Below are 24,996 nucleotides of genomic sequence, written 5' to 3'. Positions count from 1 at the left end.
CCCTCTAACTCTTCTTGGCGGACGAATAGAGGACCAAAGCAAACTAAACCGAAGTCTCATTTAACCAATTCAAAAGTATGAAAAAAAAATCATTTTTGAAGTTTTGGACAACAACACAACTGTCCAAACTGTACTGCATCCTTTTCCTGTGCTTCATAACAGGATTAAATGCTCAAACACGATCTATCAAAGGTAAGATTACCGATGATACCGGCACATTTCCCGGCGTAACCATCAAGGTTAACGACAAGCCTACAACAGCATTTTCTGATGAAAATGGAAATTACACCATACTAGCTGCTGAGAATGATGTTTTGGTTTTCTCCTATCTAGGCTATAAAACGATGCAAATTGTAGTTACAAATCAAGCAACTATAAATGTAAAATTGACTGAAGATGCAACGACTTTAAAAGAAATCGTAATAAATGCCGGATATTATTCTATTAAAGAGAAAGAGCAAACCGGTAGTATTGTAAGAATAACTGCAAAAGACATCGATAAGCAGCCAGTTACAAATGTACTAGCTGCAATGCAAGGAAGAATGGCAGGTGTCAATATCATTCAAGATGGGGGAACTCCCGGCGGTGGTTTCCAAATTAAAATTAGAGGTCGCAACAGCATTCGCCTTGATGGTAATGAACCATTATACATTATTGATGGAGTTCCCTATTCAAACGAGTCCATAGGAAGTACGAACACTTCAACGGCATTACCAAGCCAAGCCAGTCCGCTCAACAGTATTAACCCCAATGACATTGAAAGCATCGAAGTATTAAAAGATGCCGATGCGACTGCAATTTATGGCTCGAGAGGAGCAAATGGTGTGGTCTTAATTACTCGAAAAAAAGGAAAATCAGGCAAAACAAACATTTCAATAACTGCCTCAACAGCCGCTGGTACAGCGACTAAATTTGTAGATCTGATGAATACGCAGCAGTATCTGTCGATGCGTAAACAAGCATTTATCAATGATGGAATTCCAATATCGGATACGGATTATGATGTAAATGGAGCTTGGGATCAAACTCGATATACCAATTGGCAAAAGGAATTATTAGGTGGTTCAGCAACAATCAATGACTTTAGAACCAGTATTTCTGGTGGTAGTGAAACGACGCAATTCTTGATTAGTGGGAATTACAGAACCGAGGGAACAGTCCTTCCGGGAGATTTCAGGTACATTAAAGGAGGGATTCTTAGCTCAATTAACCACACTTCTTTAGATAAGAAATTCAAAATCTCTTTTTCGGGAAATTACACGGCACAAGATAATCTACAAGCAGCTACAGATTTGACTTTAACAGCGCGTTATTTGGCACCAAACGCTCCCGCACTCTACGATTCAAATGGAAATCTGAATTGGGAAAATGACACCTTCGAAAATCCTTTGGCACCCCTAAAAAGCACCTACCGTGCTAACACCAATGACTTAGTAGCCAACAGTGTGTTGTCTTATGAACTAATTCCAGGTTTAGAAATAAAATCAAACTTTGGTTTTACCGATTTAAAAACCAAAGAAGTTCGAACGATACCATCTACCATTTACAATCCCGTTTACGAAGTTGGGAGTGACAATTCCTTAATGTACTTAAACCTTACCAGCAGACAATCATGGATTATAGAGCCACAACTAAGAGGTTTCAAAAATTTTGGAAACCACAAATTTGATATACTACTGGGGATGACAAGCCAGCAGCAACGCACAGAACGCCTATTCCAATCGGGTATTGGTTTTGCAAACAACAATCTGATTAATAACTTAGCTTCTGCGATTACAAAAAACACAACCAATAGCGATACTTTTTTATACCGTTATCAAGCTTTTTTTGGTCGCATCAATTACAGTTACAACGAAAAATACTTTTTAAACTTTACAGGTCGTCGGGATGGCTCCAGCCGATTTGGACCAGGCAAACAATATGCTAATTTTGGTGCTATTGGTGCTGCATGGATTTTTAGCAAAGAAAAATTCAATCCAGAAAATAGTAAAATGAATTTTGGAAAACTCCGTTTTAGTTATGGAACTACGGGCAATGATCAAATTGGAGATTATCAGTTTTATGATACCTACGGTACAACTGGTGCAAATTATCAGGGCATAATTGGGTTACAACCTACACGACTTTATAATGCCGATTTTGGATGGGAAACCAATCGTAAACTAGAATTAGCTTTAGAAACTGGTTTTTTTAAAGACAGAATTTTTAGCACGCTAGCATTTTATAGGAATCGTTCGTCGGATCAATTGGTGGGTATTCCTATGCCAGCTACAACAGGTTTCTTGTCATTGAATGCGAATCTTGATGCTACCGTTGAAAATTCAGGTTTTGAATTTTCCGTAAGAACATTAAATGTGGATGCAAATTCTTTTAAATGGTCAACGAACTTCAATGTGGCCGTTGCAAAAAATAAACTACTTTCTTTCCCAAATCTTTCAGGTTCCACTTTTGCAAATCGGTATGTGATTGGACAATCGATTGATATTGTAAAATTATACCAGAGCAAAGGTGTTAATCCACAAACAGGATTATACGATTTTGAAGATTTAAATGGGGATGGAAGCATAACAGCAGCTGATAAGCAAATTAGCAAGGATTTATCTCCTAAATATTTTGGAGGCATTCAAAACCAATTGGACTATAAAAATTGGCAATTGGATTTTTTATTGCAGTTCGTAAAAAGAGACAATTACGATTACATTTCAAATGTTCCGGGAGGTGGTCAAGTAAACCAAAGCAACACTAGTGGTGATGCTTGGCAGCAAATTGGGGATCAAAGCAGTTCGCAACTGCACACTACGGGACTAAATGGTGCAGCGGTAAGCACGTATTATAGGTACATAGAAAGTGATGCCGTAATTACAGACGGCTCTTTTATCAGACTAAAAAATATTTCACTTTCCTATGATATTCCGTTACAAACGAACACTAATGTAAAATGTAAACTTTTTATTCAAGGTCAAAACCTGCTGACATTTACATCCTATAAAGCAGGTGATCCCGAGTTTAAGTTCTCAGGATTCCTCCCTCCGCTAAAAGTGATCAGTGGCGGAATGACATTAAACTTTTAATCCTCAAAAAAATAGTAATATGAAAAATTTACAATTTATAACAGTACTAACAAAGCCATTCCAGGTCTATCGCATTCTTTTGGTTTTGGCACTGATACTTTTTTCAAGTTCCTGTAGTGATTTTGTAGAGGTTCCATTACCTAATTCTCAGCTTACAGGAACTACAGTTTTTGAAAGTGAATTGACAGCAAATGCAGCAATGGCACAAATCTATGCACAACTTCGTGACGGCGGCATCCTATCTGGATTACCTACTGGTGTATCAGTTAGAATGGGATTGTACGCTGATGAATTACAAGATTACACCAACTCTACAATTTCCCTACCTATTTACAACAATGCGCTTACAGCTGACAATGCTACTGTGGCGTCACTTTGGACTTCAAGCTATAGTCAAATATATAACGCAAATTCGGTTATTCAAGGTGTTGAAAATTCGACTGGGTTGCCTATTGCGGTTAAAAACAGAGTGTTGGGTGAAGCACTATTTGTTCGTGCTATAGTGCATTTTTATCTGTTGCAAATTTATGGTAGCATCCCCTATATTACAGGAACCAATTATGAAATTAATAGAAAAGTTACGCGCAGTTCTGCGGATGAAGTATATGCTGCAATCGCGAAGGATTTAGAAAGTGCCAGTTCTAGATTGCCTGAAAATTATAGTTCTTCGGATCGTGCCAAACCCAATAAAATGGTGGCCAAAGCCATGCTGGCCAGAGTATATCTATACAGGAATAAAAATACAGAAGCAGCAAATGAAGCAACTACGGTTATCAATAGTCCGCTTTATGCTTGGGAAACGGATTTAAACAAAATTTTTCTAAGAAATAGTAAAACTACTATTTGGCAATTAGCATCAGCAACAGCGGTACGAAACAGTAATGATGGTACAACTTTTATTTTCGTATCAGGACCGCCACCAGTTTGTGCGCTTCGTGCCGATTTTATGAATGCATTTGAAACAGGCGACCAACGCAAAGTGAATTGGACAAAGTCAGTTACCACCGGACTACATACTTGGTATCATCCCAATAAATACAAACTACGTATAGCAACAACAAGTTCGCAGGAATATTCTATTGTGTTGCGTTTAGCAGAACAATATTTGATTAGAGCCGAGGCAAGAGCAAAACTAGGCGATTTTGCAGGCGCAAAAGAGGATTTAAATAAAATAAGAACCACCGCAGGCTTACCAATAACTACATCATCTATCGCCACTGAAATTTTGTCTGAAATTCAAAAACAACGAAGATTTGAGTTTTTTACTGAACATGGGCATCGCTTTTTTGATTTAAAGCGCAGTGGAACAGTCGATGGAATACTATCTGTTTCAAAACCAGGTTGGAACAGTTCAGATATTTTGTGGCCTATTCCAGAGCTAGAATTGAATGCAAATCCAAATTTACAACCGCAAAACACAGGATATTAAAGTTATGAAGCTATTAAAAAACACTAGTACTATCGCTTTCAGTTATTCTTGTAAAAAAACAATTTTGTCATTTTGGATAGTAATATCCGGCTCTATTTACGGGCAGGATAATTCCAAAAAGAACATTGCTGAAGCAGAGTATGAAAGGTGGGGCAAATTAGAAAACAGAGCTATTTCCCAGAAAGGAAACTGGATATCATTTGATATGCAGTACAGCAATGGTTCAGATACATTATTTGTAAAACATACGCAGAAAAATATTGGATTTAGTTTTCCACTAGGAACACAAGGCAAATTTGGCGGTGAAATTGCATTTGGTGCCTTTCAAGGAGATAAAGTAATAGTAACCAACTTAGAAAATAGTGAAAGTTCTGTTATAGCGAATAGTGCTGCTTTTGAATTTGCCAACAGTGGGAAAATTATTGTGAGCTATTCCAATGATGGGGAATTAATGGTAAGGACCATAAAAAATAAAGAAATCATCCAACTTTCAAATGTAACAGAATACCAATTGGACCAGTCTAACGATATCCTTACTTATCTCACTAACAATAATGGGAAAAGTAGTTTCGGAACAATAAATCTTAGGACAAACCAAAAAACAGAATATCACACAACGCCACACAAATTATCTGGACTTACATTAGCAGAATATGGAAAAGGTGTTTTTTGGCTCGAAGAGGGCATCAATGGGGAAAGCACAAAACTGAATTTCTACAAAACCCAAGATAACAGTATTCAAACATTTGGACCAAAATCATTCTCAAATTTTCCAGAAAAGCATGAAATTGTTACCACAAAATCTTTCAAAATTTCAAGTGATGGTAAAAGGGTATTTTTTGGAATCGCAAAACTCAAAGAAGAGGCAATACCAAAAAAAGACGATGTCGAGGTTTGGGATACAGAAGATTTATGGATTTATCCAAAAGCAAGCAGGGAAAATCTTGAGGGGTACTCCACTTTATCGGTTTGGTTTATTGAAGAAAATCGGTGGAAAACAATTACAAATAAAGAACTTCCTTTTGTACAGCTTAACGGCAGTAAATCAGTTGCATTACTTTATAATCCAACGGAATATGCACCTCATTTTAAGCGCTATGGTGAGGTTGACTATTTTTTGTACAATCTGGCTGATGGTACCAAAAAGCTATTTTTAGAAAAGCAACCTGGCGAAAATTACTTATTGTCTTTTTCCCCAAATGGAGCGTACATATGCTATTTTAAAGATAAAAATTGGTGGCTATACAATATAAAAACACAATCTACGGTGTCAATTGTGCCACCTACAGGTTCCGAATGGGTTTCAAATGATTTAAAGTACATAACAAGACCACATGTTTTTGGAATGAAAGGATGGAGTGATGATGGAGAATACCTTTTGGTACAAGATGAGTTTGATATTTTTAAATTTGACATCAAAACAAATAAACTAAAACGCATTACAAACGGACAAGAAAGCGATACTTACTTCACTGTAGATGGTTCAAACATCAAGCAAATAGGAAATGATAATTATAATGGTTGGGCATTAACTGAAATTAATGCGACTAATAATTTAATCGTTTCATCAAGAAATGCGACTACTAAAGCACAACAATTCAAATTAATTTCGACTTCCAACGCTTTAATTCCAGTAGCAAATAATGATACAAAATCAGATGAATTGCGTAGAGCCAATAATGAAGTCTATGTCTATCGAGAACAATCGCATAATGAGTCTCCAAGAATTGTATCATTTAAAAACGGTGTAAATAAGGTTCTTTTTGAAAGCAATACCCATGATAAAAACTTTAATCAAGGAAAGGTAGAACTAATTTCATTTTCGAATTCAAAAGGAGACAAACTGCAAGGATTATTGTATTATCCAGTAAATTATGAAGTAGGCAAAAAATATCCGATGATAATCAATGTGTACTCGCAAATCACTAACTCATTGTATGAATATTACATTCCGACTTTATACAACGATACCGGTTTTAATGTAAAACATTTTGTGCAACGGAATTATTTTATACTAATGCCTGATGTGAAATATTATGAAGGAGAAACTGGAAATAGTGCACTGGATTGTGTTGTTGCTGCAAACAATGCAGTTGTAAAAACAGGAATGATTGACACCAAGTATATTGGCTTAATAGGGCATTCTTTCGGAGGTTATGAAACAAATTACATCATTACAAAATCGAAAATTTTCGCGGCGGCAGTATCGGGTGCAGCAATTTCAGACATGGTGAGTTGGTATTTTAGTAACTCAAAAAGCCTCAATATCCCAGAATTATGGCGAAGTGAAACGCAACAATGGAGAATAGGAAAATCTATTTTTGAAGACAAAGAGTTGTACCTAAAAAATTCACCAATACTTTATGCAGATAATGTTACTACACCATTACTGTCTTGGGTGGGTAAAATGGAGACTAATTTACCCTACGAACAGAGTTTACTTTTTTATAATGCATTGAGGAGAGCCAAGAAAAAGAATGTTTTATTGGTATATCCAAAAGACCAGCATGTAATTGTGATCAAGGAGAATAAAATGGACCTTACAAAACGAATTACAGATTGGTTTGACCAATATTTAAAGGAATAAAAAAATAAGTGCAGTTTGAATAAACTGCACTTATTCGTTAATCTACGGATTAACAGTTCTAAAAAGCGGCGTAGAACAAGTCGTTTCACTATCTTTATCGAATACTTGTGAAGAACCACTCATACAAAAAGCATTTCCAGTAACATCGCAATCTACGTTTACCAGTTTACAACTGGAAGGGAGTGGTGAATGGATATAACCATTAATAATTGCCGTAGCCGTTTGGCTTTCTTTAGTCGTACTAGTGGTTACAGCAGCAGCACTAGCCAATGAGAATGCTACCATTGGAAGCACCATCAATTTTAAAAAATCTGTTTTCATAATAAAAAAATTAATAATTATTATTTCGATCTACTCTTTTCTACAGGTTTTCGATCTTACCCCTGATACTGGCCAGTATATCTTTAATTTTATTTTTTTAGTTGCGTAAAAATTGGGGCTCCAAAAGTATATTTTACAATTTGATGTCCTACTATTGCATACAAGGCCTTTTCAGTTATCAATAAATCACTCATTTTCATTTTATTTTCGTGGTAGATGTAGAAACTGAATAAATAGATTTTATTGGTAATATCATAAACGTCAATTATAGATGCATAGTTCCAATTTTTTTTACTTTCATAACGACCACGAAGCCCTGATTGATTGAACAAAAGTTGATTAAAGGCAGCACTTCGTAAATTAACAGTATAAGGCGGAGCTGCAAGTTTACTATCCCCTGATTTTTTGACTCTGACTACTTTTAGTTTAGCTTTGGTAGTGGTATCAATAGTCGTAACGCGATGGACAAGTTGCAAAGCTGTATCGGCTACAATAAATTGATTTCGATAGAAATAAGTGTAAACGATTTTCTTTAAACCCTCACTATAAGTCAGGGTTCCGTCCGTGTCAAAAATACCGTCTATTTGTTTTTGTAATAAGTGCTTTTGCTTTCTAATTTTTAAAGAGTCATTTAAAGCCATGGTACCCAATATATTTTCGTAAGTACCTAATTGTTGTCCTCTAAATATACAAAGAGCAGAATCAATTGGTTGTAATGTAGTAAAGTAAGGTTTTTTGGTAACCCAAATGGTAGCTTTCCAATCTGAAACTAAACCTCGATAAATGATAGGAATAGAACCATCATAAAGAAAAAAATGAGCACCCACAATTTTTGTTTTAACGGCTCTAAAAGGTAAAGTATCCGGAATAAGTTGAATAGAATATTGTTTTTTATGTTGTAATGTGCTGTCAAACTCAATGATAGTTAAAGGTGAAATTGTATTTCCTAAATAGATCTTTCCTTTAGAGCGGCCGGCAAAGTAAAATCCATAATTATTTAAGTTTTTTGTTAAAGTCCTTGATGCAACGTTGGGAGTAAATCGACGAATAAATGGATTTTGCTTCTGCATAGTATCCTCAGATGATAGAAATAAAAAAACAACGAAAAGTACACTTGATACTACTATTAATAACAGTGAGATAATCCCTTTTTTATCATATTGATGAAGCAACAGACTACAACTACCTATGAAAATGAAAAAAAGGTTGAAAATCAAGTGTTCAGTCCATCCTAACTTTTCTAAAATTCCACCACAAGAGCATGGAATAAACGAACTAAAATTCAAAATCAAAATAATATACGTAGTAAAAACAGTCATTAAGCCCACTGATAAATAAAGGGCCTTTATTCGACTTACTCGCAGAGATAAAGCAAGTACTAGTCCCAATTCCGCAAAAATTACAAGAAACGAGATAGAAGCAGCATAAGCATTTAAAAGTGGAGACTGGCCTAATTGTGTTTGAAAGTTTTCAAAATCAATTAGTTTACTGATCGCAGCATACGTAAACAAAATGATATACAGGAAGCACACCATTTCTAAAAATACATTTTGTAATTTAATATTCAGTTTCATATTGCTTTATATTTAAAAGCAAAATTCTGAATTATAAAATAACAACACTTGTCTTTTTGGGAGTATGAGATATCTAAAAGGGATAAATTTAATCCTCGTCTACCAAAATAAAATCAACTTCATTTCGCTTTAATTCGTTCGGAGAAAAACCAAATTGTTTTTTAAAAGATTTTGAGAAATTGGGATAATTATTAAAACCATTCATGACAGAAATGTTTTTTAACGGTATTCCAGTATGTTCAATCATAAAGAAAGCTCTTTTGAGTCGCTCTTGATTATAAAACTGATAAATACTAGTCTTAAAAAAATGGCGAAAACCATCTTTTAATTTATGTTCATTAGTACCAAATTTAGAAGAAAGTACCTTTAAGGAGGGAAGGGGTTCTTCAAGGTGTGCTAAAATATAATCATAAAGTTTTTGAATCAATAATGCATCTGCCTTTCGAGTTTTATTATGTTTCTCGTTTTCATTCCCATACAGTAAAGGACTATAAGTATCTTGACGTGCAGGAGTAACCAGATTTATTATAATTTCCGAACGATTAACCAACCGTACAATGTTACTGGCGACCGAAATAGGTAAATGTTCTTTAGGTGTAAAATCTAATGTAATGGTTGTAGGCAAAGTACTATTTGCCTCAAGTACTTCTTGAAATTGTTCAAAAGAGGCTGTAGTAATAATATCCGCCAAAGATAGGTTGATCAACTCAGATTCGGAATGACCCAAAAAGGAAGTAACTTCAGATGTAAAGCTCTTGATTATAAAAGAGAAATCTAAAACAAATGTGCTTAAAGCTGTAAATTGAAATGTCTTATGTGTATTAACGTAACCAATTTGAAAAATCGACTCCTTCATTTCTTCCGCTACCATATTAATTAAAACAACTAGCGTTTCCAATTCTTCATCATTAGAACTTAAAGGAATGCGCATGTTGAAATTACCACGTGCCATTTCAAATAACATTTGATGAATTGTAACAATACGCTCTTCGTTGTATGTTTTATTCATAAGATTCAACTTTTAATTTTTTATCTTACACTAAACGCTAAACAAACCCTTTTAGATAAATTAAAGCGTCATCTTCTTTAGTGAAAATTTGAGTGGGTACAGAAGGCTTACTAATCTCTACATAAAAAGTACTAATAATTAAGGAAACTTTTTCATGTACAATTAGTGCTACTGCTTGCGTCAAAATAGAGCCCGACTGTGCTAAATGATCTCTTCCAGCTTTCTCAGTAGCTACAACACCTCTAATATCACATAAAATAGGATAATTACATTCGTTTTGAAAATGGATTCTATCGGTTACTACACACTGGGCTACCCTTAAATCAATAGTTGTATTAGGTTTGTATTCAAAAAAGAGAATGCCACCAGAGATCCAAAATCTGGCGAAATCATTCTCATAAAAATCATGTGCTGCAATCATGTTTTATGGATTTAATTTTTCTAATTTAACAAAAATATAAACATCTATTAATAAGTCACTTGCCAATTTGGGATTATTTGTTGCAATTTGGATGTTTTAGTTGTCAATTTGGGACTTTGACTTGTTATATTGGGAGTATTGAGGTATCAGATGAAATAACTTTAAATTTTTATGATGAATTTTAGAAATCTAATTTTTAAAACAACATAAATAATTTAAAGATGGCAAAAATCAAGCACAATAATTTCATAGACACAGTCGATGAGGTTTTATCAGGAGCAAAAAAAGAAGGAGTACTGCATCTATATGCAGAAGACAAAAAATTGACAGGTAGGACAATCCAAATTAAGGGAAAGGAAATGTTTCATTTTGGTACAACTGGTTACTTGGGACTCGAACAAGACATTCGGTTGAAAGAGGCTGCAATAGCAGCCATAAACGATTTTGGTACACAATTCCCACTTTCAAAGTCATATATTTCGCATCCGCTTTACAATGAACTAGTGCAAAAAATGAAAAAAGAGGCTATTTCACGAGTTGCTAGACAGCCACTATGCTGTCTGAAATGAAATTATTGAAGCAAACGAAGTGACACTCGGAAAGATATGTAGCGGAATGACATTATGAACAAAACAGTACCGAACTTAAAAGATGGGACCTAAATGGATTACTTATTCACTTTAATATTGACAGTATGATGCAGTCCACTTATAAAGATGCTCTCTACAGTATACTTAAAAAAGAACAGGAAATAAATTTGGAATCAGTGCATGTAATAGACGAATCCTGTCGTATGACTAAATTCCTTCAGGATTTATTATCAGGTATGAAAAACCATGTTTTGGAGCATCATTTTATAGATGAAAATGAAGAAATTGAATTCTTCAGAATCATAAAACCTCAAATACTGGGTAAGTTAATCTATTACAACAAGATGTACAGAATAGAAACTTCTTGTCCAGTGAGTACAGGAAAAATGTATTATAAATATTTTTCCAGTGAATTACAGCAGCTAAAGCATGAATATAAGGAACATATTTGCAATTCTGATTTTTACCGATATTATCGTTCTGGACGGACAGACAGAGATCACGATTTTTTTAAATTAGGAAAAATAAATCTTAATACGGGCCTTAACAGTTTTATCTTTGAAGTTGATACTCAATTCTCTACTTATTATGATTACAAAGTTTCCCGTATTATAGCGGATGAACTGCTTTATAATTATCTGATTATCAAAATAAATCCCGTAGACAAGCCTGGTATGGCTTTACAGAATGCCGAATCCACCAAAGATGTTTTCTGGACAGAATCCAAAAATGCAGTGATAGAATTGATTTATGCCCTTTACGCATCCGGAGCAATTTCTAATGGTAAGGTCGGAATCCGTAAAATCAGTTTAATTTTTCAGCTATTATTTCGTGTCCAATTGGGAGATATTCATCATGCATTTCATCGGATGAAAGACCGTGCAGGTAATCGCACTTTATTTTTAGACCAACTCAAATCTTCTTTAGAGCAGTATATGGATAAAGATTTATAAATAATTATAATCTTACCTCATTTAAAAGCAGTGTTTTAAAATACTGTTTTTTTTTATAATAGCTACCCATATATACCCATTGGTAAAGCTCGCTCTGCACAAAACTTCTCGTGCAAAAGAATAACGTAATCATCTGATAAATAGTTAACTATATGTTTTTTAGAAATTCAAAAATCTTCTTTTCAATTGGCTAACCTTGGCAGAATATAGTACAAATGTTTTCCAACTTTGTATAAATGATTAAAACATATCTATATGAATATCGATAGAATGGAATTTATAAGTTGGATGGAACGTATCATGGACCGATTTGATTTAATGAATGATCAAATTAATGATGTCCAAAAAAGTAGAAACAATATTGATGGCGAAGAATTGCTTGATAATCAAGACGTCCTTCAAATGTTAAAAATCAGTAATAGGTCTTTACAGCGCTATAGATCCTCAGGTAAACTGGCCTACTATACAATTAGTGGCAAAATCTATTATAAACAATCGGATTTACACCAGTTTATTCGTGAGAGTTTTAATGCACCTTTTGACAGATGCAAAGACAATCTGAGACATGGTGTTCCAATAAATGCCAAGTCCTAAACCTCTATTTTATATCTAGCTATTTTCAAATGAATTAATTTTTAAACGAAAAAGTAATGAAGAAGGATATACATGAAGAGATTAAAAGAAAAAGTTCTTTTTCTAAAGAAGTAAAGATTAATAATAGTAAAAATAAATCCCAAGATATAGTAAAAATCGATTCTATGGAATTGCCTACAGCCATAGGCGAAAAAGAGGAAAAACATTTTCAGCGCGTGGACAAACAAGGTGATTTATTCTCAGACTTTTTTTCTGATTTTAAAAAGTAATACAAACCTCTAAAAGCATTTATGTAGAACAGAAAATAATAAATAAGGTTACTCTTTTTCTGAAGGGAGTAGTTTTAGAAATAGCCCGAATACTAATATCAACTTTTAAAATCTAAATATTATGGAATCAACACAGAACGCAACAGAAGCGGGAGAAAACCGTTACAAAGTAGAACAAATCGATTGGAAATCAATGTCTAATCTGGGATTAACCAAAGAACGACTTGAAAAAATGAATGTCCTAGAACCTTTGCTAAAAGGCTACAAGACCAATGAACTAGTTCCTGTCACTCTTGATTTAGGGACTTCAATCACTAAAATGGATGCTAGGCTTTCGTTGCAAGCAAAAGAAGACGGGCAACTGGTGTTGGCAATCCACGGAATTCGAAAAGAACCCCAATTGCATTTTAAGTTCTTCGGCCATGAATTTACAAAAGAGGATAAAGATAATTTGTTGAAAAATGGAAATATGGGGCGAGTAGTTGACTTGGCAAATCCCAAAACCGGAGAAACAATTCCATCAATTATAAGCATTGACAAATTAACTAATGAGCTCATTGCGCTACGTACAACCCTCATTAAAGTTCCAGAAGAAATCAAAGGCATTAAGCTTGATGATCAACAAAAAACTACATTGTCAGAAGGCAAACCATTGTATTTAGAAGGTATGATTTCTAAAAATGGAGAACCTTTTAATACCTCAGTACAGTTTAATGCAGATAAGCGATATGTTGAGTTTTTGTTCGATAGAGGAAGTAGCTACAAGCAAGCTGAAAAGCAAAATATTGAAGCTCCAAAAACCTTTCGTGGGAAAGAACTAGATACTGCACAATTCGAAAAATTTAAGGAAGGGCAAACAGTTTATGTAAGCGGTTTGCTTGATAAGAAGGGAAAAGAATACCAAGGTTACGTCACATTCGATAAGGATAGTGGAAAAACAAGTTTTTCTTTCGATAATCCCAATAAACTAAACGAGAAAGCACAACCTAAAGAAGAAAGTAAAACACAGGTTGCAGTTAATTCCGACGGTAAAACCAACGAGACGACTAAGCAAATTAAAGAGCCTTTGAAAAGCAAGCAGAATAATCCTGATAATACAAAACAGCAAGAACAGCAGGAGAAACCCAAAGTAGCTGCTAAAGCTAAAGGTAGAAAAATGTAATTACCCTAAAGACTTGTTCACATGAAAGTAGTAATTGCAGAAAAACCAAGTGTTGCTCGGGAGATTGCTCTGTTGTTAGGAGCTACAGAAAAGAAAGAAGGTTACTTGATGGGAAATGGATATCAGGTAACCTGGGCGTTCGGACATTTAGTGTCTTTAGCCATGCCGGAAGATTATGGAATTAGTGGGTTTCAAAGAGAAGCTTTGCCCATATTGCCTAATCCATTCTTATTGACAGTACGTAAAGTGAAAAAAGACAAGACTTATATTCGTGATCTTGGGGCATTGAAACAACTGAATACTATTGATCAACTATTTAAAAACTGCGATAGTATTATTGTGGCTACCGATGCAGGACGAGAAGGCGAGCTTATTTTTCGGTACATCTATGTATATTTAAACTGCTCAAAACCTTTCGAACGATTGTGGATTAGTTCATTAACTGAAAAGGCAATTCTTAAAGGATTCGAGAATCTGAAATCAGGAAAAGATTTTGATAGTTTACATGATGCGGGAGTAGGAAGGAGCCGTGCCGATTGGTTAGTAGGAATCAATGCGTCGCAAGCTTTAACTGTTACAAGTGGAGGAGGTATTTTTTCGCTGGGTAGGGTTCAAACACCAACACTTGCACTAATTTGCAAACGTTTTTTAGAAAATCAGTCATTCAAAATTGAACCATATTGGCAAATTGACTTAGAGCATAACAAAGAATACATTGATTTTAAAAGTCTTTCTACACTTAAATGGGATGAAGGTAAAAAGGCTGAGTATGTATTGAAAACATTGCATAAACATGGAAAGGCTTCAGTGATTGCCACAGAAACCAAAACAGTTAATGAGCAGCCTCCATTGTTATTTGATCTTACAGCATTACAGAAGGAAGCTAACATAAGGTTAAATCTAACGGCTGAGGAAACGCTCAATATCGCTCAAAGTCTTTATGAGAAGAAATTCATTAGTTACCCACGTACTGGGAGCAAATATATTCCTGAAGACTTGTGGGAAGAAATTCCTAAGTTGATAAGGATTGCGGAAGAGATTGAGAAATTCAAAGCTATAGGTGCTAAAATGAAATTGAACCGTTTGAATAAACGGATCGTAAACGATTTAAAAGTGACCGATCATCATGGTATATTGATAACATATAAAATACCATCGGCTTTATCAGCCAAGGAGAAGGCAATTTACGAAATGATTGCCTATCGATTATTAGAATCAGTTTCTCCTGCTTGTACTAAAGAAATAACGAACATTTTACTACAGGTGGCACACTATGATTTTGGATTAAAAGGAGTTAAAATTCTAGATGCAGGCTGGAGAGTTATTAAAGGTGATTTTAGCGATGAAGATAAAGATCCACTTCAAGAATTACCAGCACTAAAAATTAGTGATGAAGTAAAGATTAAGACAGCAAAAGTATTGGTAAAGAAAACCAAACCACCAATTATTCATACGGAAGCAAGCTTGCTTTCTGCAATGGAAAATGCAGGCAATCAGATTGAAAATGAGCAGGATCGTAAAATAATACAAGGTGTAGGAATAGGTACTCCAGCTACTAGAGCAGCCATAATTGAAACGCTTTTTAAAAGGGAATATGTCAGACGCGATAAGAAATTACTACTGCCGACAGAAAAAGGACTAAAGGTCTATGAATTGGTAAAAGATAAAAATATAGCCAATGTAGAATTGACTGCAAAATGGGAACTAGCTTTGCACAAAATAGAGAATAAGGAATCGAATTTAGTTACCTTCCAGAAAGAAATAGAAACTTTCACAAGGTCTTTAACACAAGAAATACTTGATTTAGTAATAGAAGTAGAGCGACATCGGGAGCTAATTTGTCCAAAATGTAAGGTCCAAAAATTGATTATTCGGGACAAGTTGGTAAAATGCAAGGACGAAAATTGTAATTGGGTTCAGTTCAGAAATATATGTGGCATGCAACTCAGTCTTGTGGATTTGGAAACATTAATAACTACGGGAAAGACCAATCTCTTAAAAGGGATGATAAGTAAATCAGGTAAGAAATTTGATGCTTTTATTTCTATGGATGAAGGTGGAGAGACTTCTTTCATTTTTCCTCAAAAGAAGAAAGGAAAATAAGGTGGTTGACTGATCTCTGGTTATTATTTAGTAAAATGTAACTATACGTAAGTGCTGCAGTTCTCGTAGTAGAAGATTAATCTAAGAGATTTGAGTAACAACTCAAATTATTAAAAAGAGGCTGTAAGCAGGATAGGGCTGGAACGCAGTGGAGCGTAGAAACGCAGCGCAGAGCAATGAAGCTTTATTCTGCTTATATAAGCCGCAAGGAATGAACGTGCGGAGCTGAGGAACGGAACAGCCTGAAAAAAACAGCTGCTTATTTTTAAGCTGCTGTTTTTTTTATGGGTTGTGAAGTGCTTGCGAAGGGTAGGTGTGCCGAAAAACAGATTTCGTTTACACCTTAATCATGAAAGCATATCGACTGGAGTAGCTGAACGGAGCAAAGAGAATGACTGGAGTGAGACTGATTGATTTGTTATAAGAGAGGAATAGCAAAAATTAAACTACTATTTAAAATGTCCTAGAATTAATGCCAAATTTTTTGATAGAGGAAGTTTACCACCAAAAATTATATGTTTATTATACTTCCCATATAATACTTAATGCTAAGTGTTTATGAGCAATGCAATGTTCTTTAAATTTTCTATGAACATCATGATCTTTTACATAATTGAACCAATCAATTGGCCAAACATCTTCTGTATTTTTTGGAATTCTTGCTTTTTGAAAATATTCACCCATTACAGAATTCTCAGGAATTTTATCATTGTACAGTAAATATTTGAAAGGGAAATCATCGCTGCTCCATTTCCATTTTATTTCTCCATTTCCTCCAAAAACAATCATAAGCGGATGGTTTCCAATATCTGCAAAACGGATTGCCGTAGCTGTGATACTTGTTTGAAAATGTTCTGATAAAGATTTGATCATTGAAAATTCGAATTTTTTTCGCTGAATATATTTTTTAAATCTTTCTTCGGGCATTAATAAACATGAAGCAAAATAATCAGCTTCTCTTTCTATTTTAAAATGTGTGTTTTCATTGTTTTTGGATGGATGAGGAGTTAGAAGTCCTATTTTTAGACCAATCCTATGCTTATCTATGAAATAATGCCCTAGTTCATGCGCTATTGTAAAACGAGACCTAGGTGTGTTTGGTCTATTTCCTTTAACAATATTTACGTGGATAAAAAACTGAGAATTATCATAAATTGTCATGCCATCAAAACTATCTCCGTATGAGTCGTAAAATAAATCTAGTTCTTCTTCAGCAAGAATTTTATCTAAAGGGGTAATTATTTCAGAAAATTCTAAAGCTATTGATTCAGCTAAATGTTTAATACCTAAAAGTGAACTATTCTTGATCATCTGATTTTTTTCGATGCTTTCCATACATTTTATCAATAACATCCTGTGATAAACCCTGACTGCCTTTTCTAGCTGCCATCTTTAATTCATTTATTTCATTTGGATTATTATGATTTGAAAGTTGAATTACTGATTTTTTAGTTAATTGATTTTTTATAATAGAAGCCACATCAATTGTTGCGTCTTTTAGTTTAAAATCAAAATCTTCATATAGTTTTTCAAATAAATCTAGTTGCTGCTCATTGATAGGACATATAAAGCCAGTTGAACCTAGATAATAATCTAGAGTTTCTAAATCGAAAATTTGTTTTTTATTATCTGCCATTTCTTTGCTTTATATAATTGTCGACATGAAGATTAGCATCTCTTTTATATAATCTTATTGTACCTTGAGTTAGTTCAAGTATATCTTGCAATTTTTTACTGATACTTCTCGGAATATTTTTACCAGGTACTTCGTATGCTTTATATGTTAGATAAATAATTTTTTGTTTTTCACTTAGACCAACAAAAGCACTATTTAAAATTTCTAGCTTAATTTTCAGATTCTTTTTGTGTTCTATATCATCACTGTGAGATTTTATATTAACAAGCCCATCTAAATCAGTAATTATTGATAGATCTTCGTCGACTGTAGGATCTGCACAAGTGTTTTGTTCACCATATTTTACAAGTTGTGTATACATTATCGGGTATAGCCATAATAATATAGCTTTACTAACATCTTTACTTTTAGCTTTTTTTAAGTTAAAACTTGGGTATTTCCATACACGAGCAAAAGCACAATGTGCTATTTCCAAAGCGACTACAGCACTATAACCAAATTTCGAAGAATATATTTCAGCTTTTTGAATCACTTTTTTCTCAAAGCGACGGCAAAATTCAATAAAAGCATATTCTGCTTCTTCTTGATATTCTGTTTTAAAGGAAATATAATCCAGTAGTTCAGAACTACAAATTTTATCAAAATCTATCTTACTATTTAATTCAGTTTCCATCTATAAACCTAAAAGCGTTAGTAACGGTTTTGGTATATGAGTGAGGCTTTACTCATATACTTCTCAAATATAAGATTTGAAGTTTGATATTTAACATAACAAAAAAATATTTTAAAAAAAAATGAAAGAAAAATTAGAACAAATAAAATTCATTATTGGTCGTTTCGACAACTATATTGAAAGTACCCAAACAAAAAGCAATCTTTACCTTGCTCTCAATACTGCTATACTTGCAGGTATTATTACAATTGCAGCTTCAACCAAACCAGAAGATGTTACGCATTTTGCACTTATTATCATGGCGATTATTGCTCTATTAGCTGTTTTAAGTATAACTATAACATTAGTTGCAATCACTCCTTACCTTAAAAGTGCTTCGGAAAAAAGTGCTTCAGTTATTTTTTTTCAAGATGTCACCAATTACACCTTCAAAGAGTATGCAGAAAAGATCAATGCTATATCGGATAAAAAATTACTATTAGACCTTACATGTCAGGCCTACAGTTTGGCGGGAGGTCTAAAAGGGAAATATCAAAAACTTTATTATGCTGGAAGAATCATTATTGTCGAATTTATCTTCCTGTTTATCTACTTAGTAACATTAATAACAAAATTTATATAATTATGAATACATTTTCAGAATACCAAAGAATTATTGAAAAAGCTCTTAACAGAAATGAAAACTATAAGAACTTAAATGAATCACGAGCCTATGCAACATTTTCAAATGATGGATCTCTCGGCAAATATACTATGAGTGACTATATGAGTAATAGATCACAATTATCTCTTTCGACTGATTTGGTTGGAATTGCAAATAAGATGGGAGTTATTCCCTTTGATAATCAAATTATTGGTCACCATCCGCATTTTAATCATTTAAAGGGGACAACAGATACAGAGAAACATTATATAATTTCTGCATTTATTGATATTAAAGGATCAACAAATCTTTTCAAAAAGTACGACGAAGAGACGAATATGATAATCACTAATACTATTCAATTGGCAGCTATAAATGTCTGTCAGCTTTTTGGAGGATTTATACAAAGGATTCAGGGAGATGGTTTGTTTGTTTATTTTGGAGGAAAAAATATTGATAAAACTAAATCAACACAACACTGTCTTACCGCTTTAAGTTTATTCAGTTATTTTGTTAAAAATGATTTGAAAAGCGTTTTTGAGCAACATGGTATAGAAAGAATTTTTACAAAAATCGGTGTCGATTTTGGAGACGATGATAAGGTCTTGTGGGGTGTGGCTGGTAAAGAAAATACTAGTGAAATAGCTACTTATAGTCTACATACAAGTTTAGCTGCAAAAATGCAGGCATTTGCAGGAAGCAATGAGATTGTTGTTGGTCAATATGTTAAAGATAAAGCTAATTTTGACACACTGTTTTATACTGTAGTGGAGGCTAAAAGGTATATTTTTTCAGATCAAGATAATGCATTTTATTATACACAATACGTGTTTGATTGGCTTAAATATCTAAAGTCTTCGCAACATATTGCAACATCTGTTACAGGAGAAATCACTATTAAGCCTCAATTAGCAACTATCCCAACTATAGCTTCATTAAAAGAAATTGTGGGTAAAAACAGACCCTATGCAAAAGTTAAGTTTAGATAAAGATATACATGAAGTTTTGGTGATGTTTCCGAAGCTCAAACTAATTGAGAGAGATAAAAAGAAAACGGTAAGTGGTGAAATCGACATATTTGATGTTGCAAATAATTATGTAGATAGTTTTGATATTGATGTAGTTATTCCAAGGAATTATCCATACGGATTTCCATTGATGTTTGAAACTAGTAATAAGTTGGAACATATTCCTGATCGTCATTTTAATGAGGATGAAAGTTGTTGTGTTTGCTCATTACAAGAAGTAGATTTGATAAGTCAGAAGGGAATTTCTATGAAGGATTTCTTTTTGGGATATGTTATTCCCTATTTAGCGAATCAGCTATATTTTAATATTGAGAAAGAATGGGCAAACGGAGATTATGACCATGGTGCTGAAGGAATTTTGCAGTACTATAGAGAACTTTTTGAATTAGATAGTATTGAAGGAATATTTGAGCTTTTATCTTTTCTTAATAAGAATAGAATGAATAGGAATGATACTTGTTTTTGTGGTAAAAGACAAAAATTGAAACGATGCCATTTACAAACGTATACTATTATTAAATTTTTATCCAAATCACGAATTGAAGTTGATTTAATGGCATTAAAATGGCTGTTAAGAAAACTAATTAAAATAAAGGGAGTCGAGAAATTGTAATTAATTCTTTATTTTTAAAAGGAAAATGAAAGAAAATAAAAACTAGTGGTATTTATTTAAGTATTTTTACTTAAACGATTAGGCTAAATGTTTGAATCTTTTTTTGTTTAAGATATTGTTATCAAATAGATTTGATATATTCAATAAACTTTATAGATTCAATTAAGTTTTTTTCAAATAAACAAATATAGGTATGTCATTATTTGCAGGTGTAAAAAACAGCTACTATAACTTACAATATTCCTATTTCAAAAAATAAAAATTTTATTAAGATTTCTTTTTAGGTGGTTTTAGTGAAGGCGTGTTACCAAGCGTATCTTTATTATCACGTTGACGTTTATCAGGTTGTCCAGTAGATGTTGCTATTCTTTTTGGTCCAGTTTTAAGTGCCATGTTTCTGTATTTTAAATCGTTGTTAATCAAATGTATAAAAAAAAATTTAAGTTTTACTATCAGCTTAGTATTATTTAAACATTTTATACAGGTATTATTAACAATTTTTTTAAAGAAATAATCTTAGGTTCAAAACAAAGATCTTGTATGAATTATAACTTAAGATTAAAAGCCTTTTCCATCAGTTCCATCTCGGCTCTAGAAATTCCTATTTCTGTGGCTATGGTTTTCCAGTTGGTTGTGATTTGTAAAACTTCTTGAATTATGGTTTCCATTTGTAAAGTATTCAATCTAAAATATTCTCCAACACTTCTAGCTAATTCAAAATCCAGTGCATTGTTGTCCATATCAATATTGAGAGCCAAACCATCTTTGTCTATGGAGGGGTTAAGATCGTAAGCAGGGGAGAGTAGCCAACCTTCTTTGGTTAAAATAAATCCATGGTTACGCAAATGGTCATCGGTGTTAGAAATGGCTATATTAAAAACGATTCTGCGCCATAGTTGGTGAAGATTTTCTTCTACGTTTGCACCTTGATTACTAATAAATTCGGCAATATCTAAATAACTTGCGGGATTATCTCTTATAGTATCTTCATTGTTGCCTGTCATTGTCATAGCCGAAGCAAAATGAATTCTTTCACCTTTCTCCCTATCAAAGCGTTTGGTAAAGAAAGTATGATGGTTGCCCATGATTTTTTCTATTCGACAGGGTGCCATATCAACTCCAGCACTAGTGGCCAATTTATAGGCTAAAAATTCCCAAGCTGCTTTGTCTACAGTATCTGTTTTGGAGGGGAATTTAGCAATCCAAAGACTTTTATCGTTGTCTAAAATATTGGCTTTGGGTCTTGCACCACCTAATGAAGATCCAGGCGCCATAAGAACAAATAGCCATTTATTGACCTCTTCATTATCTTTGTCGTTTTCGAAATTAGCTGCTGCATTTTGGAGTTCTCGGATAGAAGACCATGGCGGGGTAGAAGCGTTTTTATTGTTATCTAAAAAATCACCATTAACTTCAATTTTAAATCGGAATGCTCCCATACGACTTTCATCATATACACCTAATAGAAAATCAATATCATAGAGTGTTTTTGGCTTTTCATTCCTTTCTCTAGCAAGCTGGGCTTCTCGGCGTTTCATTAAGGTGCGTCCCCAAGTATCAGGCATGCTGTCTAAAAAAATGCCGAAGTTTTCTTTTTGGTTCGGGTATTGTGGACCAGCATATAATTGAATGTCTGGATCCAAAAGGAATTTTTGTTCAGTTTTGAGCCAGTTTCTATCGTATTCAAAACTAAATGCTTTTTTACCTTTGGCTTGTTGTGCAGATAAGACACCTATTAATTTAGGTTCCTTCATTTCTTGCCAATGGGCGTAAACGTAGATGTCGGTTTTACTTTGTGTCATGTTTTGTGTTTTGAATGAGTGATCAGTTTAATTTGTTTCTAGCAAGGGATTACTTTAATAGTTCGAGGTCTTGAAGTTTTCTTCCTAGTTCGTCGTCAGCAGCTATTTTTAAAAAATCGTCTTGCAAACCGAGTACTCTAAGAACATTAAAATAGGCACCTATAGCCACACTAGAGTTTCCTTTTTCTATTTGGTATAAAGTGGTTCTAGCAATATCGGCTCTTTCGGCAATTTGTACTGCAGTGAGCTTTCTTCTTTTTCGAGCCAATTTAATATTCTCACCCATTTGCTCTAAAAGGAGTTGGTGTTTAGGGAATAAGACTTGCTTTTTTGCACTCATTTTAAAAATGTTCATTAATATGAACAAAAATAGCGAATATGTACATAATAACAAACATTTAATAAAGGTTTATTCTAATTAAAGTCATTGATTTCAACCCACTTGCACCAAGTGTTGCAGATCAGGATCATTCTTAATGCGTTCCAATTCACTTTCTATAATAAGAACAATATCACGCTTAATCTGTTTATAATTAGCTTCAATTTCGACTTTCATATTATCTTGTCCGTTTTCATCAACGAAAGGTAAAATAACAGGTATCTTTTTATAAGCTTTGGTTTCGGAAGCTACTTTTTCATTGTCTACCACAATTTCAGAATGGAAAATTTTCTGTTCTATGCGTTCGTCAAAATTATCTGAAACAGCTCCCACAAACACACCTTGCGTAAGCGTGGAGATTTTTGATGCTGGTATCAAGCTGTCTAGTTGTGTAGATATTGAGGTTGATTTGTCATTTCTATTGATGGTTAGACTCTGGCGTTTCTGTAATACTTTGCCAAACCTTTCTGATAAGCTTTTGGCCGTTTCTCCCACAACCTGACCACTAAAAATATTACCCACCGTATTTTGGATCACCTTACTTTCTTTGTCGCCATAATCACGTGTCAGTTGCGAATAATCTTGAAATCCCAAACATACCGCTACTTTATTACTTCTAGCTGTGGCTATCAAATTATCTAGTCCTCTAAAGTATATCGTTGGCAACTCATCAATTATCACAGAACTTTTTAATTTTCCTTTCTTGTTGATTAGTTTTATAATTCTAGAATTGTACAAACCCAAGGCAGCAGAATAAATATTTTGCCTATCGGGATTGTTTCCCACGCAAAGAATTTTAGGTTCATCCGGATTATTGATGTCCAATGAAAAGTCATCGCCAGTCATTACCCAATAGAGTTGAGGTGAAATCATTCGAGACAAGGGAATTTTTGCGGAAGCGATTTGTCCTTGCAATTGATCTTGTGCGCCACCTTGCCAAGCATCCATAAACGGAGATAAATAATTTTCGAGATCAGGGTAGGAAGTAAGGATGGTAAAAACATCAACATATTTCTTGTTGAGCAATTCAATGGCATGTGGAAACGTGCAGTACTTTCCATTATGATAAATTTTAAGAAACCAAATAATAGCGGCTAGTAATATAATGGGAGATTCCACAAAGAAATCGCCTTGCTTTTGTATCCAACTGCGGTTAAGGTTTAGCATAATAGTGTAAGCAGATTCATAAGCATCTGAGATGTCTGTCATAAAATCTGGATTGATAGGATTGCAACGATGACTTCTGCTTGGATCATCAAAGTTGATAATATAGAATTTTGGTTTAACGGTATACTTGTCTGAATGTATTAATAAATGATTATACGCAATGGTAGAAAGATCATCGAATTTGAAATCATAGATGTACATTGAAAATCCTTTTTCGATATGCTGCTTGATATAGTTGTTTATAATGGCATAACTTTTTCCAGATCCAGGTGTTCCTAAAACTATGGAGGCTCGAAATGGATTTACAACATTAATCCATCCTTCATTCCATTTGCCTTTGTAATAAAATTTGGTTGGCAGATTAACGGAATATTCGTTTTGCATCAATTTGGTTTCTTGCATGAAGCTTTCATTCTCATTATTAAAAACATCGCTCATAAGATTGGTACGCAATAGTCTACTGGTCCAAACTCCAGCCATCATTAACGAAATATAGCCCGCTGAGGTACTCATGATATATAACGAAATAGCTAAATCAGCGGATAACTTCAGCAGTGCTGTGTTCAGAAAGAAAAGAATAAATCCAATGATTGAGGCAATAGCTATTTTAGACCAAGTAATTTTTTCGTTTTTGACTCCTTTTGTTCCCAAACAACTTAATGCTAACAATACCAAAGCAAAAATCTTAGTGTATAAGGTATGAGAGAATAGGCTTGCAATACGTTGGAAATTACCCAGTATTTTATTAATTACTTGTAACGTCCAGCCCTTCTCTAAGAAAAAACTATAACAAAACCAGTAAAAGTGCATTAGTATTAGAAGGATACTTACAGCACGCATAAAAGCCATTATTTTCGCGAGTCCTCTTAAATCGTCTTCTCCTTGCATAATCAAAAAGTTAAAAATGTAACTAGCGAAAGTAGATCGAACGTAAAAGAATCTAAGTCAATTGACTTCTGTTGGCATCAGTTG

General features: G+C 33.8%; 23 protein-coding genes. 12 read left to right on the top strand and 11 right to left on the bottom strand.

The features are described 5' to 3' along the window. Positions 1-77 precede the first annotated feature (77 nt). Genes ACNQF9_RS08835 through ACNQF9_RS08825 form a run of 3 tightly spaced genes read left to right on the top strand, consistent with a single transcriptional unit; the run spans position 78 to position 7,087 of the window. Positions 78-3,071 (top strand): SusC/RagA family TonB-linked outer membrane protein, encoded by a 2,994-nt coding sequence (locus tag ACNQF9_RS08835; protein WP_417990058.1) that lies wholly within the window; start codon positions 78-80, stop codon positions 3,069-3,071. 19 nt (positions 3,072-3,090) lie between these two features. Continuing rightward, on the top strand, positions 3,091-4,500 hold the full coding sequence (locus tag ACNQF9_RS08830) for a RagB/SusD family nutrient uptake outer membrane protein (protein ID WP_417990057.1): 1,410 nt from the start codon (positions 3,091-3,093) through the stop codon (positions 4,498-4,500). A gap of 4 nt (positions 4,501-4,504) precedes the next feature. After that, positions 4,505-7,087, top strand: a complete 2,583-nt coding sequence (locus ACNQF9_RS08825) for a S9 family peptidase (RefSeq protein ID WP_417990056.1) — start codon at positions 4,505-4,507, stop codon at positions 7,085-7,087. 42 nt (positions 7,088-7,129) lie between these two features. On the opposite strand, the gene ACNQF9_RS08820 is transcribed toward ACNQF9_RS08825, so the two are convergent. The 4 genes from ACNQF9_RS08820 to ACNQF9_RS08805 form a co-directional block, all read right to left on the bottom strand. Then, positions 7,130-7,408, bottom strand: coding sequence for a DUF6520 family protein (locus ACNQF9_RS08820; protein ID WP_417990055.1), 279 nt, complete (start codon positions 7,406-7,408; stop codon positions 7,130-7,132). 89 nt (positions 7,409-7,497) lie between these two features. Then, complete coding sequence (locus tag ACNQF9_RS08815) at positions 7,498-8,982, bottom strand: MauE/DoxX family redox-associated membrane protein (protein WP_417990054.1); 1,485 nt, start codon at positions 8,980-8,982, stop codon at positions 7,498-7,500. 88 nt (positions 8,983-9,070) lie between these two features. Further along, positions 9,071-9,991, bottom strand: a complete 921-nt coding sequence (locus ACNQF9_RS08810) for a helix-turn-helix domain-containing protein (RefSeq protein WP_417990053.1) — start codon at positions 9,989-9,991, stop codon at positions 9,071-9,073. Between the two features lie 37 nt (positions 9,992-10,028). Further along, the gene (locus ACNQF9_RS08805; protein ID WP_417990052.1) at positions 10,029-10,412 is read right to left on the bottom strand and encodes a DUF7793 family protein; all 384 of its coding nucleotides are present in this window, start codon (positions 10,410-10,412) and stop codon (positions 10,029-10,031) included. 221 nt (positions 10,413-10,633) lie between these two features. On the opposite strand from ACNQF9_RS08805, the gene ACNQF9_RS08800 reads away from it, so the two are divergent. The 6 genes from ACNQF9_RS08800 to ACNQF9_RS08775 all read left to right on the top strand — a co-directional run bounded on the left by ACNQF9_RS08800 (position 10,634) and on the right by ACNQF9_RS08775 (position 16,083). Beyond that, a complete protein-coding gene (locus tag ACNQF9_RS08800; RefSeq protein ID WP_417990051.1) occupies positions 10,634-10,981 on the top strand; it encodes a PLP-dependent aminotransferase family protein in 348 nt (115 codons plus the stop codon). Positions 10,982-11,109: 128 nt separating this feature from the next. Continuing rightward, complete coding sequence (locus ACNQF9_RS08795; RefSeq protein WP_470303285.1) at positions 11,110-11,955, top strand: RteC domain-containing protein; 846 nt, start codon at positions 11,110-11,112, stop codon at positions 11,953-11,955. Between the two features lie 255 nt (positions 11,956-12,210). Continuing rightward, positions 12,211-12,549, top strand: coding sequence for a helix-turn-helix domain-containing protein (locus tag ACNQF9_RS08790; RefSeq protein ID WP_417990049.1), 339 nt, complete (start codon positions 12,211-12,213; stop codon positions 12,547-12,549). A gap of 56 nt (positions 12,550-12,605) precedes the next feature. Continuing rightward, the gene (locus ACNQF9_RS08785) at positions 12,606-12,818 is read left to right on the top strand and encodes a hypothetical protein (protein WP_417990048.1); all 213 of its coding nucleotides are present in this window, start codon (positions 12,606-12,608) and stop codon (positions 12,816-12,818) included. A gap of 121 nt (positions 12,819-12,939) precedes the next feature. Next, positions 12,940-13,980, top strand: coding sequence for a DUF3945 domain-containing protein (locus ACNQF9_RS08780; RefSeq protein ID WP_417990047.1), 1,041 nt, complete (start codon positions 12,940-12,942; stop codon positions 13,978-13,980). Between the two features lie 21 nt (positions 13,981-14,001). Continuing rightward, positions 14,002-16,083, top strand: a complete 2,082-nt coding sequence (locus ACNQF9_RS08775) for a type IA DNA topoisomerase (protein WP_417990046.1) — start codon at positions 14,002-14,004, stop codon at positions 16,081-16,083. A 522-nt stretch (positions 16,084-16,605) separates the two neighbouring features. Here ACNQF9_RS08775 and ACNQF9_RS08770 read toward each other — a convergent pair. Genes ACNQF9_RS08770 through ACNQF9_RS08760 form a run of 3 tightly spaced genes read right to left on the bottom strand, consistent with a single transcriptional unit; the run spans position 16,606 to position 18,392 of the window. Further along, positions 16,606-17,418, bottom strand: a complete 813-nt coding sequence (locus ACNQF9_RS08770) for an ImmA/IrrE family metallo-endopeptidase (RefSeq protein WP_417969211.1) — start codon at positions 17,416-17,418, stop codon at positions 16,606-16,608. Next, positions 17,381-17,719, bottom strand: a complete 339-nt coding sequence (locus ACNQF9_RS08765) for a hypothetical protein (RefSeq protein ID WP_417969212.1) — start codon at positions 17,717-17,719, stop codon at positions 17,381-17,383. The genes ACNQF9_RS08770 and ACNQF9_RS08765 overlap by 38 nt, the downstream gene beginning before the upstream one ends. Further along, positions 17,709-18,392 (bottom strand): RNA polymerase subunit sigma, encoded by a 684-nt coding sequence (locus ACNQF9_RS08760; RefSeq protein ID WP_417990045.1) that lies wholly within the window; start codon positions 18,390-18,392, stop codon positions 17,709-17,711. Before ACNQF9_RS08760 ends, ACNQF9_RS08765 begins: the two co-directional genes overlap by 11 nt. A 121-nt stretch (positions 18,393-18,513) precedes the next feature. Between ACNQF9_RS08760 and ACNQF9_RS08755 the strand changes: the two genes are divergently transcribed. Genes ACNQF9_RS08755 through ACNQF9_RS08745 form a run of 3 tightly spaced genes read left to right on the top strand, consistent with a single transcriptional unit; the run spans position 18,514 to position 20,676 of the window. Next, on the top strand, positions 18,514-19,014 hold the full coding sequence (locus ACNQF9_RS08755; protein ID WP_417969214.1) for a Pycsar system effector family protein: 501 nt from the start codon (positions 18,514-18,516) through the stop codon (positions 19,012-19,014). Positions 19,015-19,016: 2 nt separating this feature from the next. Further along, positions 19,017-20,024 carry an adenylate/guanylate cyclase domain-containing protein gene (locus tag ACNQF9_RS08750; protein WP_417990044.1) on the top strand — a complete coding sequence of 336 codons (1,008 nt, stop codon included), beginning with the start codon at positions 19,017-19,019 and terminating at the stop codon, positions 20,022-20,024. Beyond that, positions 20,002-20,676 carry a hypothetical protein gene (locus ACNQF9_RS08745; protein WP_417990043.1) on the top strand — a complete coding sequence of 225 codons (675 nt, stop codon included), beginning with the start codon at positions 20,002-20,004 and terminating at the stop codon, positions 20,674-20,676. Before ACNQF9_RS08750 ends, ACNQF9_RS08745 begins: the two co-directional genes overlap by 23 nt. Before the next feature lie 267 nt (positions 20,677-20,943). Here the strand turns inward: ACNQF9_RS08745 and ACNQF9_RS08740 are convergent, their stop codons facing one another. The 4 genes from ACNQF9_RS08740 to mobC form a co-directional block, all read right to left on the bottom strand. Next, the gene (locus ACNQF9_RS08740; protein ID WP_417969217.1) at positions 20,944-21,069 is read right to left on the bottom strand and encodes a hypothetical protein; all 126 of its coding nucleotides are present in this window, start codon (positions 21,067-21,069) and stop codon (positions 20,944-20,946) included. A gap of 152 nt (positions 21,070-21,221) precedes the next feature. Further along, entirely contained in the window at positions 21,222-22,478 is a 1,257-nt protein-coding gene (locus ACNQF9_RS08735) for a type II toxin-antitoxin system HipA family toxin (RefSeq protein ID WP_417990042.1), read from the bottom strand. A 49-nt stretch (positions 22,479-22,527) separates the two neighbouring features. Continuing rightward, a complete protein-coding gene (locus ACNQF9_RS08730; protein ID WP_417944495.1) occupies positions 22,528-22,818 on the bottom strand; it encodes a helix-turn-helix domain-containing protein in 291 nt (96 codons plus the stop codon). A gap of 93 nt (positions 22,819-22,911) precedes the next feature. Beyond that, the gene (mobC, locus tag ACNQF9_RS08725) at positions 22,912-24,912 is read right to left on the bottom strand and encodes a conjugal transfer protein MobC (protein ID WP_417990041.1); all 2,001 of its coding nucleotides are present in this window, start codon (positions 24,910-24,912) and stop codon (positions 22,912-22,914) included. Between the last annotated feature and the right edge of the window lie 84 nt (positions 24,913-24,996).

Source organism: Flavobacterium amylolyticum, assembly GCF_048284335.1.
Taxonomy (GTDB): Bacteria; Bacteroidota; Bacteroidia; order Flavobacteriales; family Flavobacteriaceae; genus Flavobacterium.
The sequence above is the reverse complement of the archived record's forward strand: the minus strand, read 5'-3'. Positions and strand labels throughout refer to the sequence as shown.

Bases quoted from the DNA above. Each gene is read 5' to 3' on its own strand.
- ACNQF9_RS08835 (WP_417990058.1), top strand. From the start codon at position 78: ATGAAAAAAAAATCATTTTTGAAGTTTTGGACAACAACACAACTGTCC.
- ACNQF9_RS08830 (WP_417990057.1), top strand. From the start codon at position 3,091: ATGAAAAATTTACAATTTATAACAGTACTAACAAAGCCATTCCAGGTC.
- ACNQF9_RS08825 (WP_417990056.1), top strand. From the start codon at position 4,505: ATGAAGCTATTAAAAAACACTAGTACTATCGCTTTCAGTTATTCTTGT.
- ACNQF9_RS08820 (WP_417990055.1), bottom strand. From the start codon at position 7,408: ATGAAAACAGATTTTTTAAAATTGATGGTGCTTCCAATGGTAGCATTC.
- ACNQF9_RS08815 (WP_417990054.1), bottom strand. From the start codon at position 8,982: ATGAAACTGAATATTAAATTACAAAATGTATTTTTAGAAATGGTGTGC.
- ACNQF9_RS08810 (WP_417990053.1), bottom strand. From the start codon at position 9,991: ATGAATAAAACATACAACGAAGAGCGTATTGTTACAATTCATCAAATG.
- ACNQF9_RS08805 (WP_417990052.1), bottom strand. From the start codon at position 10,412: ATGATTGCAGCACATGATTTTTATGAGAATGATTTCGCCAGATTTTGG.
- ACNQF9_RS08800 (WP_417990051.1), top strand. From the start codon at position 10,634: ATGGCAAAAATCAAGCACAATAATTTCATAGACACAGTCGATGAGGTT.
- ACNQF9_RS08795 (WP_470303285.1), top strand. From the start codon at position 11,110: ATGCAGTCCACTTATAAAGATGCTCTCTACAGTATACTTAAAAAAGAA.
- ACNQF9_RS08790 (WP_417990049.1), top strand. From the start codon at position 12,211: ATGAATATCGATAGAATGGAATTTATAAGTTGGATGGAACGTATCATG.
- ACNQF9_RS08785 (WP_417990048.1), top strand. From the start codon at position 12,606: ATGAAGAAGGATATACATGAAGAGATTAAAAGAAAAAGTTCTTTTTCT.
- ACNQF9_RS08780 (WP_417990047.1), top strand. From the start codon at position 12,940: ATGGAATCAACACAGAACGCAACAGAAGCGGGAGAAAACCGTTACAAA.
- ACNQF9_RS08775 (WP_417990046.1), top strand. From the start codon at position 14,002: ATGAAAGTAGTAATTGCAGAAAAACCAAGTGTTGCTCGGGAGATTGCT.
- ACNQF9_RS08770 (WP_417969211.1), bottom strand. From the start codon at position 17,418: ATGGAAAGCATCGAAAAAAATCAGATGATCAAGAATAGTTCACTTTTA.
- ACNQF9_RS08765 (WP_417969212.1), bottom strand. From the start codon at position 17,719: ATGGCAGATAATAAAAAACAAATTTTCGATTTAGAAACTCTAGATTAT.
- ACNQF9_RS08760 (WP_417990045.1), bottom strand. From the start codon at position 18,392: ATGGAAACTGAATTAAATAGTAAGATAGATTTTGATAAAATTTGTAGT.
- ACNQF9_RS08755 (WP_417969214.1), top strand. From the start codon at position 18,514: ATGAAAGAAAAATTAGAACAAATAAAATTCATTATTGGTCGTTTCGAC.
- ACNQF9_RS08750 (WP_417990044.1), top strand. From the start codon at position 19,017: ATGAATACATTTTCAGAATACCAAAGAATTATTGAAAAAGCTCTTAAC.
- ACNQF9_RS08745 (WP_417990043.1), top strand. From the start codon at position 20,002: ATGCAAAAGTTAAGTTTAGATAAAGATATACATGAAGTTTTGGTGATG.
- ACNQF9_RS08740 (WP_417969217.1), bottom strand. From the start codon at position 21,069: ATGGCACTTAAAACTGGACCAAAAAGAATAGCAACATCTACTGGACAA.
- ACNQF9_RS08735 (WP_417990042.1), bottom strand. From the start codon at position 22,478: ATGACACAAAGTAAAACCGACATCTACGTTTACGCCCATTGGCAAGAA.
- ACNQF9_RS08730 (WP_417944495.1), bottom strand. From the start codon at position 22,818: ATGAGTGCAAAAAAGCAAGTCTTATTCCCTAAACACCAACTCCTTTTA.
- mobC (WP_417990041.1), bottom strand. From the start codon at position 24,912: ATGCAAGGAGAAGACGATTTAAGAGGACTCGCGAAAATAATGGCTTTT.